Origin of the sequence: Streptomyces sp. NPDC102259 (assembly GCF_044766465.1) — a bacterium.
Taxonomy (GTDB): domain Bacteria; phylum Actinomycetota; class Actinomycetes; order Streptomycetales; family Streptomycetaceae; genus Streptomyces.
Genome location: NZ_JBIWMA010000009.1, coordinates 183606 through 201678, shown reverse-complemented (window position 1 = coordinate 201678; position 18073 = coordinate 183606). Strand labels below are relative to the sequence as shown.

The 18073-nt window shown below is 72.4% G+C and carries 17 protein-coding genes; 7 read left to right on the top strand and 10 right to left on the bottom strand.

Annotated features, from left to right (window positions below; translation table 11 throughout):
* The first annotated feature begins 10 nt into the window (after positions 1-10).
* Positions 11-955, top strand: a complete 945-nt coding sequence (locus ACIRPU_RS22395) for a GNAT family N-acetyltransferase (RefSeq protein ID WP_403869886.1) — start codon at positions 11-13, stop codon at positions 953-955.
* Here ACIRPU_RS22395 and ACIRPU_RS22390 read toward each other — a convergent pair.
* Positions 938-1882, bottom strand: coding sequence for a LysR family transcriptional regulator (locus ACIRPU_RS22390; protein WP_403869883.1), 945 nt, complete (start codon positions 1880-1882; stop codon positions 938-940). The genes ACIRPU_RS22395 and ACIRPU_RS22390 overlap by 18 nt on opposite strands.
* Positions 1883-2046: 164 nt before the next feature.
* Between ACIRPU_RS22390 and ACIRPU_RS22385 the strand changes: the two genes are divergently transcribed.
* The 3 genes from ACIRPU_RS22385 to ACIRPU_RS22375 are packed head-to-tail and all read left to right on the top strand — an operon-like array spanning position 2047 to position 4516.
* Entirely contained in the window at positions 2047-3453 is a 1407-nt protein-coding gene (locus ACIRPU_RS22385) for an MFS transporter (RefSeq protein WP_403869880.1), read from the top strand.
* A gap of 41 nt (positions 3454-3494) precedes the next feature.
* Positions 3495-4337 (top strand): helix-turn-helix domain-containing protein, encoded by an 843-nt coding sequence (locus ACIRPU_RS22380; protein WP_403869877.1) that lies wholly within the window; start codon positions 3495-3497, stop codon positions 4335-4337.
* Positions 4319-4516, top strand: a complete 198-nt coding sequence (locus ACIRPU_RS22375) for a DUF397 domain-containing protein (RefSeq protein ID WP_403869874.1) — start codon at positions 4319-4321, stop codon at positions 4514-4516. Before ACIRPU_RS22380 ends, ACIRPU_RS22375 begins: the two co-directional genes overlap by 19 nt.
* Positions 4517-4569: 53 nt before the next feature.
* On the opposite strand, the gene ACIRPU_RS22370 is transcribed toward ACIRPU_RS22375, so the two are convergent.
* The 5 genes from ACIRPU_RS22370 to ACIRPU_RS22350 all read right to left on the bottom strand — a co-directional run bounded on the left by ACIRPU_RS22370 (position 4570) and on the right by ACIRPU_RS22350 (position 9445).
* On the bottom strand, positions 4570-5559 hold the full coding sequence (locus tag ACIRPU_RS22370; RefSeq protein ID WP_403869871.1) for a malate dehydrogenase: 990 nt from the start codon (positions 5557-5559) through the stop codon (positions 4570-4572).
* Positions 5560-6059: 500 nt separating this feature from the next.
* Entirely contained in the window at positions 6060-7073 is a 1014-nt protein-coding gene (locus ACIRPU_RS22365; protein ID WP_403869868.1) for a helix-turn-helix domain-containing protein, read from the bottom strand.
* Between the two features lie 146 nt (positions 7074-7219).
* Positions 7220-7678: a helix-turn-helix domain-containing protein gene (locus ACIRPU_RS22360; protein ID WP_403869865.1), complete on the bottom strand. Its 459-nt coding sequence runs from the start codon at positions 7676-7678 to the stop codon at positions 7220-7222.
* 287 nt (positions 7679-7965) lie between these two features.
* Complete coding sequence (locus tag ACIRPU_RS22355; RefSeq protein ID WP_403869862.1) at positions 7966-8601, bottom strand: DUF3017 domain-containing protein; 636 nt, start codon at positions 8599-8601, stop codon at positions 7966-7968.
* Positions 8591-9445: a bifunctional methylenetetrahydrofolate dehydrogenase/methenyltetrahydrofolate cyclohydrolase gene (locus ACIRPU_RS22350; RefSeq protein ID WP_355705363.1), complete on the bottom strand. Its 855-nt coding sequence runs from the start codon at positions 9443-9445 to the stop codon at positions 8591-8593. The genes ACIRPU_RS22355 and ACIRPU_RS22350 overlap by 11 nt, the downstream gene beginning before the upstream one ends.
* Before the next feature lie 293 nt (positions 9446-9738).
* On the opposite strand from ACIRPU_RS22350, the gene ACIRPU_RS22345 reads away from it, so the two are divergent.
* A complete protein-coding gene (locus ACIRPU_RS22345; RefSeq protein ID WP_403869859.1) occupies positions 9739-10371 on the top strand; it encodes an RDD family protein in 633 nt (210 codons plus the stop codon).
* Positions 10372-10479: 108 nt separating this feature from the next.
* Here ACIRPU_RS22345 and purH read toward each other — a convergent pair whose 3' ends face one another.
* Positions 10480-12063 (bottom strand): bifunctional phosphoribosylaminoimidazolecarboxamide formyltransferase/IMP cyclohydrolase, encoded by a 1584-nt coding sequence (gene purH, locus ACIRPU_RS22340; RefSeq protein WP_384125299.1) that lies wholly within the window; start codon positions 12061-12063, stop codon positions 10480-10482.
* Positions 12060-12689, bottom strand: coding sequence for a phosphoribosylglycinamide formyltransferase (gene purN / locus ACIRPU_RS22335; protein ID WP_355705360.1), 630 nt, complete (start codon positions 12687-12689; stop codon positions 12060-12062). Before purN ends, purH begins: the two co-directional genes overlap by 4 nt.
* Before the next feature lie 319 nt (positions 12690-13008).
* Between purN and ACIRPU_RS22330 the strand changes: the two genes are divergently transcribed.
* On the top strand, positions 13009-13767 hold the full coding sequence (locus ACIRPU_RS22330; protein WP_355705359.1) for a hypothetical protein: 759 nt from the start codon (positions 13009-13011) through the stop codon (positions 13765-13767).
* 139 nt (positions 13768-13906) lie between these two features.
* Here the strand turns inward: ACIRPU_RS22330 and ACIRPU_RS22325 are convergent, their stop codons facing one another.
* A complete protein-coding gene (locus tag ACIRPU_RS22325; RefSeq protein ID WP_403869855.1) occupies positions 13907-15673 on the bottom strand; it encodes a DUF6350 family protein in 1767 nt (588 codons plus the stop codon).
* A 96-nt stretch (positions 15674-15769) separates the two neighbouring features.
* On the opposite strand from ACIRPU_RS22325, the gene ACIRPU_RS22320 reads away from it, so the two are divergent.
* Positions 15770-17053 (top strand): helix-turn-helix domain-containing protein, encoded by a 1284-nt coding sequence (locus ACIRPU_RS22320; protein WP_403869852.1) that lies wholly within the window; start codon positions 15770-15772, stop codon positions 17051-17053.
* A 123-nt stretch (positions 17054-17176) separates the two neighbouring features.
* Here ACIRPU_RS22320 and sucD read toward each other — a convergent pair whose 3' ends face one another.
* Positions 17177-18064 (bottom strand): succinate--CoA ligase subunit alpha, encoded by an 888-nt coding sequence (gene sucD / locus ACIRPU_RS22315; RefSeq protein WP_307164996.1) that lies wholly within the window; start codon positions 18062-18064, stop codon positions 17177-17179.
* Positions 18065-18073: the final 9 nt, after the last annotated feature.

Genomic DNA, 18073 nt, shown 5'->3' with positions numbered 1-18073 from the left:
TATGGAGCCAGTGCAGACAGAGCCAGTGGCGGCGGAGCAGGTGGCGGCAGAGCAGGTGGCGGCGGAGCAGGTGGCGGCCTTCCGTCGCTTCAACCGCTATTTCACGCGCCGGATCGGCGCCCTGGACGACCACTACCTCGGCCAGGACCGCCCGCTGGGCGAGGCCCGGCTGATGTTCGAGATCGCCGACGCGGAGGCCGGCGTGTCCCTGCGCGCGTTGCGCGGCCGGCTCGGTCTGGACGCCGGGTATCTGAGCCGGATGGCGAAGGCCTTGGAGGCGCAGGGCATGGTCCGGATCGGCGTGCACCCCGACGACAACCGGCTGCGGACGGTCGAGCTGACCCCGGCCGGACGCGTCGAGCTCAAGGAGCAGAACCGCCGGGCCGACGTGCGCACGGCGGACCTGCTGGCCGGACTCGGCGAGGACCAGCGCGCGGAACTGACCGCGGCGATGGCCACCGCGCGCCGCCTGCTGCGCCTGGCGGCCATCACCGTCGAACGGGTCGACGGCGCCGCACCGGACGCCCGAGCCTGCCTGGAGGCCTACGCCGCCGACCTCACCGCCCGCTTCGGCAGCTTCACGGCGTCCGACCTGGTCGGCCCGGCGGAGGTCTCCGGCGCGAGGGGCGCCTTCTTCGTGGCGTACGAGGAGGGCCGGGCGGTGGGCTGCGGAGGGCTGCGGACCCTGGAACCCGGCGTCGGCGAGCTCAAGCACGTCTGGGTGCACCCGGACGCCCGGCGCCTCGGCCTCGCCCGGCGGATCCTCGACCACCTGGAGCGGGCGGCGGCGGAGCGCGGCCTGCACCTGCTGCGCCTGGACACGAACGCCACACTCACCGAGGCACGGGCGATGTACCGGGCGTGCGGGTACCGGGAGATCCCCGCGTACGGCGACCACGTCTACGCCGACCACTGGTTCGAGAAGCGGCTCGCGACGTCAACGACCGTCGGCTGACCACCGGGCCACCAGGTCCCGCACCGCGCCCCGCAGCCAGGCGTGGGCCGGGTCGGCGTCGTGGCGCGGGTGCCAGGCCATGCCCAGCCGAAGCGGCGGCAGGGGCAGCGGCACCTCGAAGGAGACCAGCCCGAGGCTCTCCGCCAGCGGCAGCCCCCAGCCGGTGTTGAGACCGACCAGGTCGGTGTCGCGGATGACGAACAGGGAGGACGGCAGGGAGCCGACGGTCCCCACCACCCTTCGCTCCAGGCCGAGTTCGGCGAGCGCGGCGTCGACCGGCCCGTGCAGCCTGCCGCGCCGGGACACGAGGATGTGGTCGGCCTCACGCGCGAACCGCTCGGGCGTCAACTCGCCCTCCAGCAGCGGGTGTCCGGCCCGCGCGACGCCCACCATGCGGTCCTCGTAGAGCTGTTCCCGGTGCACCTCGGGGGCGGTCGTGTCGAGGACGCCCACCTCCAGGTCGGCGGTGCCCTCGCGCAGGAACGGCGCGTCGATGTGACTCTCGCTGAGGAAGCGCAGGCGGATGCCGGGGGCCTCGGCGGCGACGCGGGCGTACAGGGCCGGGCCGTGGGCGGCCGCGATGGCGTCGTGGCCGAGGATCGTGAAGGAGCGGGTCACCGTCCTCAGGTCGGTGCCCTCGGCCGGCGCGAACAACGCACGCGCCCGCTCGACGACCGCGCTCACCTCGGCCCGTACGGCGATCGCGCGGGGCGTCGGCACCATCCGCCGCCCGGCCCGCACCAGGACCGGATCACCGAGCGCCTTGCGGATCCGGCCGAGGGTGCGGCTCATGGCCGGTTCCGACAGGTGCAGGCGCCGGGCCGCGCCCTGCACGCTCTGCTCCTCCAGCAGCACGTCCAGCGCGACCAGCAGATTCATGTCGATGCCCACGGGGGCGCCCACAGGGCCGCTCACAGGGCCGCTCACGGGGCCACCCGCGGCTCCACCCAGCGCCCGGTCACGGATTGCGTCACGCGCATTCGTCCCTTGCAAAGGTTGCACTGGAAAGCAGGTCAGGGGCGAGCCTACGGTGAAAGGGCCCCGGCCGGGCATCCCACTTCACCACTTCACCGAGCTCCCCTGGAGGAGCCGTGCCCTCGCACGCCCTGAAACGATCCACCCTCCTCGCGCTGTGCGCCTGCGTGCTGGTCGCGCAGAGCATGGTCGCCGCGATCAACCTCCTCATCCCACAACTGGGTTCGTCCTCCCTGCACCCCTCGCACACCGAGATCCTGTGGACCGTCGACGCATACGTCATCGCGTTCGCCGGACTGCTCATCCCGGCCGGCGCGCTCGGCGACCGGTACGGCCGCAAGGGCGCCCTGCTCGCCGGGCTCGGCCTGTTCGCCGCGGGCGCCGCCACCAGCGCGTGCGCGCCCGACCCGGCGCTGCTCATCGCGGGCCGGGGCATCTCGGGAGCGGGCGCGGCACTCATCACCCCGGCGACGATGTCGATCCTCGTCCACCTCGCGGGGCCGCGGCGCAGGGCCCAGGCGATGGCGTCCTGGACCCTCGCCATCGGCCTCGGCGGCATGGCGGGCAACCTGGGCGGCGGCCTCGTCGGCCAGTTCCTGACCTGGCGGGCCCTGTTCGGCGCGATGGTCCCGCTGGCGGCCCTGCTGGCGCTCGCCGTGGCACTGACCACCCCGCGCACCGACCGCTCCCCGCACAGCAATCTGGACCCGCTGGGCACCCTGCTGCTCACCGCCGGGCTGGTCGCGGTCCTCTTCGGCATCATCGAGGGGCCGGACCACGGCTGGACCTCGCCCCGCATCCTGGGCTCGTTCGGCGCGGGAGCCGTCCTGATCGCCGCCTTCGCCGTACAGGCCCTGCGCTCCCGCACACCCCTCTTCGACCCGCGCGTGTTCCGCTCCCCCCGTCTGCGGGCGACGAGCCTCGGCCTGATGACGGGCTTCTTCGGCCTGTTCGCGCTGTTCTTCGTCAACTCCCAGTACCTCCAGGAGGTGAAGGGCTACGGGCCCGCCGTCACCGGGGTCGCGATCGTCCCCCTCATCACCGGCATGGCCGTCGTCCCGAAGCTGACCGCCCGCTGGTCGGCGCACCCTCGCCCGGTCATCGGCGCCGGGCTCGCCCTGATCGGCCTCGGACTCCTCGGCGCGTCCAGCGCGGACGCCGGCACGCCCTACGCGCTGTACGCCTGCTGGCTGCTGGTCATCTCGGCGGGCACCGGCCTGTCGATGCCCGCCCTCACCCTGGGCGTCGTCACCTCGCTCCCCCACCACCAGGCGGGCCTCGGCTCCGGCCTCGGCACCTCGGCCCGCGAGATCGGCGCGGCGCTGGGCGTCGCGGTCACCGGCACGGTCCTGGCCGGCCACAACGGCTTCACGGCGGGCATGGGTCCGGCCCTGCGGACGGTCGCGGTGGCGGTGCTCGCGGCGACCGTCGTGGTCGTGACCGGCCTCCGGGACAGGGGAACGGCCGCCGACGAGGCGGCACCCGTGGTACCCGCGAAACGCCTGACCCCGGAACGGCACTGAATTACTCTGCGTATCAAGGGTGTTACGGGGAGGAGCGCGTCATGCCGTCGCGACGAGTGGTCACCGGCCGGAGCCAGGAACCGCGCCGCCGGTTCGCCGAGGAACTGCGGCTGCTGCGCAGCGCGCGCGGGGAGAGCCTGCGCCAGGTCGGCGAGCGGCTGGGCTGGGACCCGTCCACCTTCGGCAAGATGGAGAGCGGGGAGTCGCTGGGCAGCCCCGAGATCGTCGAGGCGCTCGACCAGCACTACGGAACACCGGGGTTGCTGCTGACGCTGTGGGAACTGGCGCTCGCAGACCCGAGCCAGTTCCGCGAGCAGTACCGGCGGTACATGGTGCTGGAGGCGGAGGCGGTGAGCTTGTGGCAATTCTCGGTGAGCATCGTCCCGGGTCTCCTCCAGACCTCCGGGTACGCGCGCGAGGTTCTTGCGTTGGGCGGCCTCAAGGGCAAGGAACTCAACCAACAGATCGAAGCCCGCACCGGTCGACAGAAGTTGCTGGAAGGAGAGGATGCGCCACCCTTCCGGGCCATCCTCTCCGAGGCGGTACTGCGAACCCCGATGCGTGACTCCCGGGAGTGGCAGGAGCAGTTGGAGTACCTGGTCGAGGCATCCGAGCGTACGAACCTCACGCTCCAAGTACTGCCACAGAGCTCGGGTTTGTATGGGCTGGTCAACACCGACACGATGTTCCTACGCCTGCTCGACGGGACTACCGTGGCGTACGTCGAAACCGCTCACCGGGGCGAACTGATCGAGGAAAACGTATCGGTTGAGCGACTGCAACGTGCGTACGATTTGATGCGTGACCTGGCCCTTTCCCCGACCGAGTCACGGAAGTTCATCATGCGGATGTTGGAGGAAGTGCCGTGCGAGCGATCGATCTGAGCAATGTCACCTGGCGCAAGTCCAGCTACAGCAACCCGGACGGCGGCAACTGCCTCGAAGTCGCCGAAGGCATCCCCGCTCTCGTTCCCGTGCGGGACAGCAAGGCCCCCGCGCGCGGAGCGCTTCTCTTCGAGGTGGGCGCCTGGTCCGCGTTCGTCGGGTCCGTCAAGCGGGGCTGAAACAGCGATCCCCGGGCGGCTCGGGCCGCCCGGGGATCATTGGTTCAGGAACCTCAGATGAGGCCGAGGCCGCGGACCGCCTCGCGCTCCTCCGTCAGCTCCTGCACCGACGCGTCGATGCGGGCGCGGGAGAACTCGTTGATGTCCAGGCCCTGGACGATCTCGTACGAGCCGTCCTTGGCGGTGACCGGGAAGGAGGAGATCAGGCCCTCCGGGACGCCGTAGGAGCCGTCCGACGGGATGCCCATGGAGGCCCAGTCGCCGTCCGCCGTGCCGTTGACCCAGGTGTACACGTGGTCGATGGCCGCGTTGGCGGCGGAGGCGGCGGAGGACGCGCCACGCGCCTCGATGATGGCCGCACCGCGCTTGGCGACGGTCGGGATGAACTCCTCGGCCAGCCACTTCTCGTCGTTCACGGTCTCGGCGGCGTTCTTTCCGGCGATCGTGGCGTGGAAGATGTCCGGGTACTGGGTCGCGGAGTGGTTGCCCCAGATGGTCAGCCGCTTGATGTCGGCGACCGTCGAGCCCGTCTTCTTCGCGAGCTGGGTCAGCGCGCGGTTGTGGTCGAGGCGGGTCATCGCGGTGAAGCGCTCGGCCGGTACGTCCGGCGCGGCGGCCTGGGCGATCAGCGCGTTGGTGTTGGCCGGGTTGCCGACGACCAGGACCTTGATGTCGTCCGCGGCGTGGTCGTTGATGGCCTTGCCCTGCGGCTTGAAGATGCCGCCGTTGGCCGAGAGCAGGTCGCCGCGCTCCATGCCCTTGGTGCGCGGGCGGGCGCCGACGAGGAGGGCGACGTTGGCGCCGTCGAAGGCGACGTTCGGGTCATCGCTGATGTCGATGCCCTGGAGCAGCGGGAACGCGCAGTCGTCGAGCTCCATGGCGGTGCCCTCGGCGGCCTTCAGCGCGGGGGTGATCTCCAGCAGGCGCAGCTTGACCGGCACGTCCGCGCCGAGCAGCTGGCCGGAGGCGATGCGGAAGAGCAGGGCGTAACCGATCTGGCCGGCCGCGCCGGTGACGGTGACGTTCACGGGAGTGCGGGTCATGGCGTTCTCCGTATGACAGCTGTCGGTGGGGCGTCCCTGCCCCTGGTGGGACGTACAAATGATCGATCTCTTGGTATCAAGAGATCCAACCAGCGGTCAGGCTATCGCGCCTCCGGGATCCCGGGCGGCCGGGGTTGTGTGGCCCGTCCCACAGAGTGGACCCGGCTGTACAGGCGTAGCCGCCTCGGCCACGGCCGAAGCGGCTCCGGCGGTGCGCGAAAGCGGCGGCCGCCGGTCCGGGAGAGGTGGAACCGAGCGGCCGCCGTGGTGGGGGTGCCGGGTCGCGCCGGACTCCCGTGGGGGTACGGTTCGCGTGCCCGCGGCGGAGGCGGGTATTCCTGCCCGCTCCGACTTTTTCGCGCCGAGCGCCGCCAACACCGTTCACCTCACCCGTTCGGCCCACCGCCAGGCCCACTGTCCGGTCCGAAGTCAGGTCCGGCATCCGTTCCGGCGCCCGGGTCCGGCGGACGGCCCGGCATCAGGTCCGGCATTCGGCCGTCTCAGGGCGTGCACCCCTGCTGCCCCGACGCCAGTACCGCGCACGCCGTCGCGTCCGCCGCGCTCTTCACCGCCACCATCGGGGTGTACGCGATCGTGTCGCCGGCCTCCGTGATGGCGCCGGTCCGGCGCACCGAACCCACGGTGACCCGCACCCCGTCGCCCTGCGCGGCCTGGGTGATCCGGCCCCAGGCCGCCCCGCACGTCCTGCTGTAACGAACCTCGACCAGGGTCGTCCCGACCGTCGCGGACCTCGCCGTCGTCGCGAGGGCGCCACTGCACCCCATCTCCTCCGCGTCCCGGCCCGTGCAGTCGGAGCCGCCGCACAGCACCCCGGAGGGCAGCGCGGCGCTCGGCCCGGCCGGGGCGGACGAGGACGGGGTGGTGCCCACCGCCTGCTTCGGGCCCCCTGCGTCGGTCAGGAGGAACGCGCCCACGACGACCGTCACCACCCCCACGACCCCCGCGAGGAACAGCGTCGTCCGCCGGGGGCCGGAACCGCCCGGGGCGCCGCCGGCCGAACCGCTCGCGTCCCGCGACGTCGGCATCGTCGGTGACACGCCCGCCGGTCCCGCGATGCCCGGAGTCACCGCGATCCGGCCCGCACCACTTCCACCCGCACCGCTCTCGCCCGCACCGCTCCCGCCCACATCGCCGCCGCCCGCACCGCTCTCGCGCACATCGGGCGGCGGCCCGAACTCCCCCAGCGCGGCCCGTGCCTGGGAGATCCGGACGGCCTCCATGGTCCGGTCGTGCCGCAGCTCCGAGCGGCTCCAGGCCCGCTCGGCCAGTTCCCACATGGTGGTCAGATGGATGGGAGGCGTGCCGGTGACCTCGGCCAGCGCGACGATCGCGCCCTTGGGGGCGAGCAGCCGACCGTTGAGATACCGCTCCCAGGACGTCTTGCTGTAGCCCGTACGGTCGGCCACCGCGGCGACGCTCAGTCCCGTGCGGTCCACGACCCGGCGCAACTGCTCCGCGAACTCCCTTACCTGCGGGTCGAGTTCATCGGGCAAAGCCCTCCAGCGAGGCATCGAACCCCCCTCCCTCCACCAAGTCCCCCATTGGCCACGTTAGACCCGATGCCGAGACGATTCGGGACACATACCCGAACTGTCAACGTATCGACACGACGAGCGCACTTCAGCGCGATGTGCGCACCTCAACCGAAGACGACCGCTCCCCCGACGGCCGTGCACAGCAGGGCCAGCAGAAGCAGGGCCGCATACAGCAGAAGGCGTCCGGCGGGCCGGGGCGAGGCCTGGGCAGCGGGCTCCTCCGGGCGGTCCCACCAGGGGACCGTCGGGTCGTCCCGGTACTCCCCGGCCGGGTTCGCCGACGCCGGCCGCGGCCAGGCCTCGACGGCCAGTTCCCAGCGCACGACGTGCCGTTCGGCGTCCGCGCCGACCAGACCCGCCACCCGGCACAGCGCGGCGACGGCCTGCCGGGGCGGCGGCTGGACGGCGTTGAGATAGCGCTGCCAGGAGGACTTGCTGTACGCGGTGCGCGCGCCGAGCGAGGCCAGGCTGAGGCCCGTACCGTCCTTGAGCTGCCGCAACTGCTCGACGAAGTGCCGTACCTCCGACGGCAGCCCGTCCGGCAGCGCCTGCCAGGCGCCCATCCCGCCCCACCTTTCCCTCGATCCGTTGAGGGGACGACGCCGGACGGCCGGACGGTTCCCGGGACGGGGACGGCTGTGGCGGGGCGCGCACACCGTGGCGGAACGGTCACTTCCGTGCCACAGCGCCCTACCGACTGTTGAACGGGCCGGTCAGGAGGGTGGAACGTGGAACGCGTCGGCGGCCCGTCCTCCTCGGGGGATGAGGACGGGCCGCCGTACCGCCGCGTTGCGCCGTACCGAGCCCCGCTCGGCTCCGTGCGGCTCCGTTCAGCTCCGTGCGGCTCCGTTCAGCTGCTGACCGTGAAGTGCAGGGTGTCCTTCAGGAAGGGGATCTGGAGCCACGGGTTGGGCTGCACCATCAGCGCCAGCAGGACGATCGCCGTGCCCAGCACGGTGTACGTCACGATGTCGGTGAAGCGCGAGCGCACGGCGAGCATGCCGACGCCGGGCAGCGTCCAGCGCAGCACCGCGCCGACCAGCAGCCCGACGCCGATCAGGATCGTGCCGATCCGGAACACGTCGAGCGCGGTCACCAGCAGACCGAGCGCGACGATGCCCAGGACGACGATGATCGGCCACTGCCGGGCGGCCAGCGCGTCGCCGGGCGCGGCCCGGCCGCCGCCCTCGGGGCGCGCGGTGTCCCGGGTGAACAGCGGGAAGCGGCGGGTGGTGCGGCGCGGTACGCCGTCGGCGTCGGGCGCGCTGATCGGATCCCGCACCTCGATGTCGTCGATGTCGTCGGCACCGCCGGTGACACCGGTACCACCGGTACCACCGGTACCACCGGTACCACCGCTGACGCCGTTCACGCCGTTCACGCCGATGACGTCGGCATCGTCGTTGACGTCAGTGCTCCTGGTTTCGTCGGTGTTCTTGGTCTCGTCGATGTTCCCGGCCTTGCCGGTGGTTTTGTCAGTCGACACTGCGCTCCGCCGCCTCCACCACGTTGACGAGCAGTTGGGCGCGGGTCATCGGGCCGACGCCGCCGGGGTTCGGTGAGATCCAGCCGGCCACCTCACGGACGTCCGGGTGGACATCGCCCACGATCTTCCCCTCCGCGTTGCGGGAGACGCCGACGTCCAGGACGGCCGCGCCCGGCTTGACGTCCTCGGCCCGGATCAGATGCGCGGAACCCGCCGCGGCGACGATGATGTCCGCCCGCTTCAGGTGCGCCGAGAGGTCCCGGGTGCCGGTGTGACACTGGGTCACCGTCGCGTTCTCGCTGCGCCGCGTCAGCAGCAGCGGCATCGAGCGGCCGATGGTGACCCCGCGGCCGACGACCACGACGTCGGCGCCCTTGATCTCGACGCCGTACCGGCGCAGCAGCGTGAGCACGCCGTTGGGGGTGCAGGGCAGCGGGGCGGGCTCGCCCAGGACAAGCCGGCCGAGGTTCATCGGGTGCAGGCCGTCGGCGTCCTTGGCCGGGTCCATGAGTTCCAGGATCCGGTTCTCGTCGATGCCCTTGGGCAGCGGGAGCTGGACGATGTAGCCGGTGCAGTCGGGGTCGTCGTTCAGCTCACGGACGACCGCCTCGATCTCCTCCTGGGTGGCCGTGCCGGGCAGCTCACGCTGGATGGAGGCGATGCCGACCTCGGCGCAGTCGCGGTGCTTGCCGGCGACGTATTTCTGGCTGCCGGGGTCGGTGCCGACGAGGATCGTGCCGAGTCCGGGCGTCACGCCCTTCTCCCTCAGCGCCGCCACCCGGGCGGTCAGATCGGACTTGATCGCGGCTGCGGTGGCCTTGCCATCGAGAATCTGGGCGGTCATGGACCCATCCTCCCGGATGACGGCCCCCCGGTTCCAATCCGGATCAACCCGGGCGTCGGCGGACCCGGCACCGGCCACGCCCCCCGACGGCTCCGCCCGGTGCCGTTTCGGCCATGATCGGGAAGGTTGCACTTGCACAAAGCCTGCGGAATGTGGCTGGACAGGAGCACACCTGTCCAAGAACGATGGGTCTCCGCAGTATGCGGTCGGTGTTGGGGGGCAAACCGCTCATCTGAAGATGTTCCTCCGCGCACTCCGCGTCGTCCCCGCTTGTGCAACGGAGGAAAACCACCATGAGCTTCGGCCCGCCCAGTGACCCCTACGGTCAGCCGCAGAATCCCCAGCAGGGCCAGCCCGGTTACGGCTACCCACAGCAGGGCCAGCCCGGTTACGGCCAGCAGGCGCCGCAGGGCGTCCCCCCGCAGGGGTACGGCCAGCCGCAGCAGCCCGGCTACCCCCAGCAGCCCGGTTATCCGCAGCAGCCCGGTTATCCGCAGCAGGGCTACGGCTACCCGCAGCAGCCCGGCTACGGCGGTCAGCCGCCGTACGCGAACTGGGGCCAGCGCTTCGGCGCCCTCGTGGTCGACATGCTGGTGTTCGCGGTGCCCTACGCCCTAGTCCTCATCGGCCAGGACAAGCCGGCGCTGCTGGCCATCGGCGCCGCCGCCCTCATCGGCATCGGGATCTGGCAGCTGATCCAGGAAGGCCGCACCGGCCAGACAATCGGCAAGAAGGCCCTGGGTATCCGCCTGGTGCGGGAGATCGACGGGCAGCCGGTCGGCGTCGGCATGGCGTTCGTCCGTCGCCTGGCCGAGACCCTGAACAGCCTGGCGTGCTACCTGGGCTGGCTGTGGCCGGCGTGGGACGCCAAGCGGCAGACTTTCGCCGACAAGGTGTGCAACATGATCGTGATCCGCACGCACTGACACCTGCCCTGACGCGCGCGCTACGCCGCGGACGAACGCAGGTCGGCCCCGGTCCCCCCTCCTCATGCCAGGAGAGGCGACCGGGGCCGCCGCGTCGATCGGGGAAGATCAGTGGAAGAAGTGGCGCGTCCCCGTGAAGTACATCGTCACGCCGGCCTTCTTCGCCGCCTCGACGACCAGCTCGTCACGGACCGAACCACCGGGCTGCACCACGGCCTTGACGCCCGCCTCGACCAGGACCTCCAGCCCGTCCGGGAAGGGGAAGAACGCGTCGGAGGCGGCGTACGAGCCGCGCGCCCGCTCCTCACCGGCCCGCTCGACGGCCAGCTTCGCCGAGTCGACGCGGTTGACCTGCCCCATGCCTACGCCGACCGAGGCGCCGTCCTTGGCGAGCAGGATGGCGTTGGACTTGACGGCCCGACAGGCCCGCCAGGCGAAGGCCAGCTCGGCGAGCTCGGACGCGCCGAGCGCCTCGCCGGTCGCCAGGGTCCAGTTCGCCGGGTCGTCGCCGTCGGCCTGGAGCCGGTCGGTGACCTGGAGCAGCGCGCCGCCGCCGACGGGCTTGAGCTCGACGGCGCCCGCGGGACCCTGCGGCGCCCTGAGCACCCGGATGTTCTTCTTCTTGGTGAGGGCCTCGAGCGCCCCCTCCTCGTAGTCGGGCGCCACGATGACCTCGGTGAAGATCTCGGCGACCTGCTCCGCCATCTCCTTGCTGACCGGACGGTTGACGGCGATGACGCCGCCGAAGGCCGACAGCGGGTCACAGGCGTGCGCCTTGCGGTGCGCCTCGGCCACATCCGCGCCGAAGGCGATCCCGCACGGGTTGGCGTGCTTGATGATCGCGACGGCCGGCTCGGCGTGGTCGTACGCGGCACGGTGGGCGGCGTCCGTGTCCGTGTAGTTGTTGTACGACATCTCCTTGCCGTGCAGCTGCTCGGCCTCGGCGAGACCGCCACCGCTGCCGTCCACGTAGAGCGCGGCGGGCTGGTGCGGGTTCTCGCCGTAGCGCAGGGTGCTCTTGCGCTCCCAGGTGGCGCCGAGGAAGTCGGGGAACCGCGACTCGTCCACGGGCGCGTAGCTGGACGCGAACCAGGAGGCCACGGCCACGTCGTAGGCGGCGGTGTGCTGGAAGGCCTCGGCGGCGAGCCGCTTGCGGGCGGCCAGGTCGAAGCCGCCGCTCTGCACGGCCGAGAGGACGTCGGCGTACCGCGCCGGGCTGGTGACCACGGCCACCGACGGGTGGTTCTTCGCGGCGGCGCGCACCATGGACGGCCCGCCGATGTCGATCTGCTCGACGCACTCGTCCTCGGAGGCGCCCGAGGCGACGGTCTCCCGGAACGGGTAGAGGTTGACGACGACGAGGTCGAACGGCGCGACGCCCAGCTCGTCCAGCTGCTGCCGGTGGCTGTCGAGTCGCAGGTCGGCGAGGATGCCGGCGTGGACCTTGGGGTGCAGGGTCTTGACCCGGCCGTCCAGGCACTCGGGGAAGCCGGTGAGCTCCTCGACCTTGGTGACGGGGACGCCGGCGGCGGCGATGCGGGAGGCGGTGGAACCGGTGGAGACGAGCTCGACACCGGCCTCGTGCAGCCCGCGGGCCAGCTCCTCGAGCCCGGTCTTGTCGTAGACGCTGACGAGCGCGCGACGGATGCCCCGCTTGCTGCTCTCTGCCGTGACAGTGCTGTCGGCGGTCACTGGATAACTACCTTTCGTCCCTCAATGCGATAGCCGTTGCGGGCGAGCCGCCCCACGACCTCGACGAGCAGCCTTCGCTCGACTTCCTTGATGCGCTCGTGCAGAGCGCTCTCGTCGTCCTCGTCCCGGACCTCGACCACGCCCTGGGCGATGATCGGTCCGGTGTCGACGCCGTCGTCGACGAAGTGGACGGTGCAGCCGGTGACCCGGGCGCCGTACGCGAGCGCGTCCCGCACGCCGTGGGCCCCGGGAAAGCTGGGCAGCAGGGCCGGGTGCGTGTTGACGAAACGCCCCCCGAACCGTGCCAGGAATTCCTTCCCCACGATCTTCATGAACCCGGCGGAGACGACGAGGTCCGGCTCGTGGGCGGCCACCGCCTCGGCGAGCGCGGTGTCCCACTCCTCGCGGCTCCCGAAGTCCTTGACCTTCCGCACGAAGGTGGGGATCCCGGCGCGCTCGGCGCGGGCGAGCCCCTCGACGCCCTCCCGGTCGGCTCCGACGGCCACGATCTCGGCGCCGTAGGCGTCGACGCCGGTGGCCGCGATGGCGTCGAGGAGAGCCTGGAGGTTCGTACCGGATCCGGAGACCAGCACGACGAGGCGCTTGGCCACGGGCTTGGCGGCCACGGTGGGGGCCCTTTCTCGGGGAAGCGTTTGCACGGCCGGTTTATACATTCGTACGAATGCTTCGCGCCCCGGGATACGGGGAAGTCTACGAAGCGGCCGACCGTCAGCAACGATACCGGCACACCGGACGGCCCCCACGGGACGGGGGCGGGGCCGGAAGGTAGCGTCTGGGGCGAGCGGGCTCGGGAACGCGGTGGCGACGCGGTGCGTTCTGCAAGTGACGGCCCAGCTAGGCAGTACCAGCCCGAACCGTTTGATACCAGCCAAAGCCGATCACTGGCCGATCACTGGCCGATCACTAGGGGAAGACGCCCACTTGATGCCGGACCGCAGTCTGCGACTCCTCACGCTCCCCCCGCAGTCACGGCAGGGAGGGGAGCGCGGCGCCGTGCTGCTGCGAGAGCGCCCAGCCTCTCCCCCCGACGCCCCCTCGGGCGACAACACGGGCGACAACAAGCCCCCCGAGGACGACAACCCCTTCGCCCCGCCCCCCGAGGGCACCCCGGACCGGCCCTGGCAGCCCCGACGCCCGGCCGGCGACGCCCCCGAGGGCGGACGCACCCCGTGGGGCGGCCAATGGAGCGACCAGCAGCCCGGCCGCTCCCCCGGCGGCTTCGGCGAGCGCCCCGGCGGCCCTCCCGAGGGCGGCGGCCCCGGCACCGACCCCGCCAAGCGCTGGGACCCGACCGACCCCGCCCAGCGCCACGCGCGCTACGCCCTGCTCTGCGGTATGTGGGCCTTCTTCTTCGCGCTCTTCGGCTGGCCGTACGTGGCCCTGCTGCTCGGCGCGCTGGCCCTGAACTGGGGAATCAGCGCCCTGCGCGCCAAGCCCCGCACCCCCGACCCCGACGCCCCGCCCGCCCCGGAGACCACCGGCCGCCCCCAGAAGACCGCCGCCGTCAGCGGCCTGGTCACCGCATCCCTGGCCCTGGCCCTGGTCGCCGCGAGCTTCACCGCGCAGCTGGTCTACAGCGACTACTACACCTGCACGAACGACGCCCTCACCAACGAGGCCAAGCAGTCCTGCGACGACCTGCTCCCCAAGGAACTGAAGAACATCCTGGGCGCCAACGCGTAACCATGTTCAGCCCGTCCTGCGTTTGAGGACGAGGCCGTTCAGGCCGAAGGGGGGCTGGGGGCGCAGCCCCCAGGGACGGGAAGGGTAGGGGCGGCGGGGGCGAAACCCCCTCGACGGTCACCGCCCCACCCCGCCCCCCTCACTCCCCCTCCGCCCCAGCGGCCCCATCGGCCCCCTCACCCTCCCCCGCCTCCCGCAACGCCGCCCACCGAACCTCCCGAGCCACATCCCCATGCCACACCGGCTCCACGCAACCCTCCGGGTCCCTGGGGTCCGGAGGGTCGACCACGCCCAGGGGGGTGATGGGACCCAGGGGGGCGAAGGGGTCCAGGGGTTCGAAGGGGTCCGCGGGGTGGAAGGAGTCCACGGGCTCGAAGGGGTCCACGGGCTCGAAGGGGTCCACGGGCTCGAAGGGACCCAGGGGTTCGAAGGGACCCACCAGCTCGACAGGCTCGGGCGCAATGCCCGGTACGGACCGCACGCCCAACCCGGGCAGGCCCGTCTCCACATGCGCCACAGCCCCGCCACGCCCCACGGGCGAGAAGTCATACAGCTCGGACTCCACCCCCGAAGCGGCGGCGACACCCTCCTTCGCCGTCCGCGACCCCCTGCACAGCCACGCCCGCCCGAGCAGAGCCACCGGCAGCCCGACCCCCACGGTCCACAACGCCACCGCACCCCCCACCTGCCACCACACCGGCCCGAACCGAGCCAACGCGGAAACCCCCAACGGCCCACCGGCCGACCCCGCGAGCCCTCCCATCAGCAGCCCGCACAACACCCCCGCCAGCACCACGCCCCCCGCGGTCCGCCCGCGCGACCAAGCGCCCCCGGCCCCGGCCCCGGCCGCCCGAGCCACGAACACCCCCAGCGTCACCGCGGCGGCCACCGGCACCACCCCCGCCGCCCAGTTCCACGGCGTCCCGCCCCCCGCCTCCGGCACCGCCGCCAGCAGCGGAAACGGCGGCAGCAAGGGCGCCGGGTCGGAGGACAACGGCGCGACCACATGCCCGGCGCCGAGGACGTATCCCGGCCCGAGGGCGTACGCCGCCCCCCACACCGCCGCGTTCGGAACCAGCGCCACGCACAGCAACAGCACCGCGAACCGCCCCGACCAGCCCTCCGTCAGCTGGAGAAACGCCTCACGGGCCGCGCCCAGATGCCATACCGAGGACACCGCCACCAGCGCCGCCCCGCCCCCGAAGAGCACCGCCGCCCCGGCCCCCGCCGCCCGCCCGGCGACCCCGAGCCGCTCCCGCCCGTCCGCCTCGAGGAGCAGTTGCCGCAGACCGCGGGGCAGTACCCGCAGCGCGCTGTCGACAGGCCCGCGGGGACGGCCGTGAGCCGACCACACCCCCTCCCCGGCGGCCAGCGCCGCGACCACCGGGACGCACACCCCCGTCCACACCCACGAGGGCCGCAGCGCGCCGCCGGTCGCGGCGTAGCAGGCGGCGCCCGCCCCGACGACGAGGTAGCCGAGCACGACGCCCGCCCACGCCGTGCGGGCGCCGACGAGCGTCGCGCCCCCGTCGTCACCGCCGCTCCCGTCCGCCGCGTCCCGTGCGGCGCGCCGCACCAGCCACACCGGCAGCGCGAGCAGCAGCAGCGGGGTGACGCCGACCGGCGCCGGGACCCCGGACAGCGTGTCGACGCGCACCAGTTCCGCGCCGTGGGCCAGCAGCCACAGCGCGGCGGCGACATGCAGCGCGCCGTCCGGCCCGCTGTCGGGATACGGCGAGCTGATCCACAGCACCATCACGAGCACGGCGAACGAGCCGAGCCCCAGCCCGGCCGCGAGCGCACCGCCCAGGAGGGCGGCGGCCAGCCCGGAGGAACGGTCACGCATCCGGCTGAGCAGGGGCGACAACGACAGTCGGCGAGCGGTCATCTGGGTCACGCCCGTCATGCTCCCAACGACACGCGCTTTCCCGTCGTAACAGGCGAAGTTCCGTTGTGTCGCCCAATATACGTTTATGTACATTTTCGTGCGAAGGGTTCCCCTGTGACACAGAGCCCTGCCCCGCTCCCCCCTCCCAAGCGGCGCCGACACCTGCGCGAGGCGGCCTCGCTGACGCAGGCTCAGGTCGCCGAGCGGATGGGCGTCACCGGGGAGACGGTGCACGCATGGGAGTCCGGCCGCACGACACCGCGCGGGCGCAGGCGGGAGGCGTACGCGAAACTGCTGGCATCGCTGACCAAGGCGGACATGGTGACGAACACCCAGGAGGCGGCGCCCCCACCCCAGGTGACGGTGTGCCTGACCAAGAAGCCGAACCCCCGCCGAGCGGTATCGGCGCCCACCCCGACCCCGCCCACCCCGACCCCCATCACCTCGGCCCCCATCACCTCGGCCCCGATCGCCTCGACCACCCGCACCCCGACCACCCGCACCCCGGCCACCCCCGCGCCCGCCTCCACCCCCGGCCCGGTCGCGGTCGCGGCCCACGGCCCCGTTCCCGCCTCCGAGACGGAACCCACCCCCCTGACGCCCCTGACGCCCGCTCAGGCCTTCGACGCCCTGTACGCCTTCTGCGCCCCCGCCCTCGTACGACAGACGTACCTGCTCTCCGGTCGCCGCGAACTCGCGCGCGAATCGGTCGAGCAGGCGTTCCAACTGGCTTGGCGGCGCTGGCCCGAGGTGGCGGTGGACCGCGACCCGGCGGGCTGGGTGCGGGCGGCGGCGTACGAGTACGCGCTCTCCCCCTGGCACAGGTTCCGCCCCCGTTACCGCCACCCGGAGCCGCCCCCGGCCGACGCCTCCGACCGCGCGCTGCTGGACGTCCTGCTCACCCTCCCCGCGCCCTACCGTCGCACGCTCCTCCTCTACGACGGCGTCGGCCTCGACCTTCCGGAGACGGCGGCGGAGACGGAGGCGAGCACTCCCGCGGCGGCGAACCGGCTGCTGAACGCCCGCGAGGCGGTCGCCGCGCGGTTGCCCGAACTGGCGGACCCCACCGCACTGCACCGGCGGCTCGCGGAACTGGCGTCCGCCGAACGGCTGCGCGCGGCCAAGCCGACCACCGTGCGGGCGGGCAGCGAACGGCGGGCCCGCTTCTGGACCAGGGCGGCGATCGCGTTCACGGTCGCGATCATCGGCGCGACCGCGCTGACCGTACGTACGGCCCCCACCCGGTACGAGCCCCCGGTACCCCCCGGCGAGACGGTGCAGGGCATCCCCCCGCGGTCGGCCCCCGGCACGCTCTCGGACGCGGAACTGAACCTGCGAGCGAAGCTGAGGTCCGGGATCCTGCACGGCCCGCAACGGCTGATCCCCCTGGCCGAATGACTTGGTCCGGCCGGGCCCGACCCAACCCGGCCAAGGCCGGCCCGACCCGGCCCCCCGCGGGCGGGGAAACGCCGGTGGGCCCGCCCCCACAAGGGGAACGGGCCCACCGGTACGCGGCTGAACTCAGCCGGCCGCGAGGATCTCGCGGGCCAGCTTCGCCGTCTCGGTCGGCGTCTTGCCGACCTTGACGCCGGCGGCCTCGAGGGCCTCCTGCTTCGCCTGGGCGGTGCCGGAGGAGCCGGAGACGATGGCGCCGGCGTGGCCCATGGTCTTGCCCTCGGGCGCGGTGAAGCCCGCGACGTAGCCGACGACCGGCTTCTTCACGTTGTCCTTGATGAAGGCCGCGGCCCGCTCCTCGGCGTCGCCGCCGATCTCACCGATCATGACGATCAGGTCGGTGTCGGGGTCGGCCTCGAACGCGGCGAGCGCGTCGATGTGCGTCGTACCGATGATCGGGTCGCCACCGATGCCGACGGCGGACGAGAAGCCGATGTCACGCAGCTCGTACATCATCTGGTAGGTCAGCGTGCCGGACTTCGAGACCAGACCGATGCGGCCCGGCTTCGTGATGTCGCCCGGGATGATGCCGGCGTTCGACTGGCCCGGGGTGATGAGACCGGGGCAGTTCGGGCCGATGATCCGGGTCTTGTTGCCCTGCGACACGGCGTACGCGTAGAACGCGGCCGAGTCGTGGACGGCGATGCCCTCGGTGATGACGACGGCCAGCGGAATCTCCGCGTCGATCGCCTCGACGACGGCGGCCTTCGCGAAGGCCGGCGGCACGAAGAGGACGGACACGTTGGCGCCCGTCTTCTCGATCGCCTCGGCGACCGTGCCGAAGACCGGGATCTCGGTGCCGTCGAAGTCGACGGACGTGCCCGCCTTACGGGGGTTCACGCCACCGACGATGTTGGTGCCGTCCGCCAGCATGAGCTTGGTGTGCTTCATGCCCGTGGCACCGGTCATGCCCTGGACGATGACCTTGCTGTCCTTGTTCAGGAAGATAGCCATGGCTGTTCT

Coding starts and splice junctions, on each gene's coding strand:
- ACIRPU_RS22330 (WP_355705359.1), top strand. CDS start 13,009: ATGCCGGACCGCAGTCTGCGACTCCTCACGCTCCCCCCGCAGTCACGG.
- sucD (WP_307164996.1), bottom strand. CDS start 18,064: ATGGCTATCTTCCTGAACAAGGACAGCAAGGTCATCGTCCAGGGCATG.
- ACIRPU_RS22370 (WP_403869871.1), bottom strand. CDS start 5,559: ATGACCCGCACTCCCGTGAACGTCACCGTCACCGGCGCGGCCGGCCAG.
- ACIRPU_RS22345 (WP_403869859.1), top strand. CDS start 9,739: ATGAGCTTCGGCCCGCCCAGTGACCCCTACGGTCAGCCGCAGAATCCC.
- ACIRPU_RS22360 (WP_403869865.1), bottom strand. CDS start 7,678: ATGGGCGCCTGGCAGGCGCTGCCGGACGGGCTGCCGTCGGAGGTACGG.
- ACIRPU_RS22325 (WP_403869855.1), bottom strand. CDS start 15,673: ATGACGGGCGTGACCCAGATGACCGCTCGCCGACTGTCGTTGTCGCCC.
- ACIRPU_RS22380 (WP_403869877.1), top strand. CDS start 3,495: ATGCCGTCGCGACGAGTGGTCACCGGCCGGAGCCAGGAACCGCGCCGC.
- ACIRPU_RS22350 (WP_355705363.1), bottom strand. CDS start 9,445: ATGACCGCCCAGATTCTCGATGGCAAGGCCACCGCAGCCGCGATCAAG.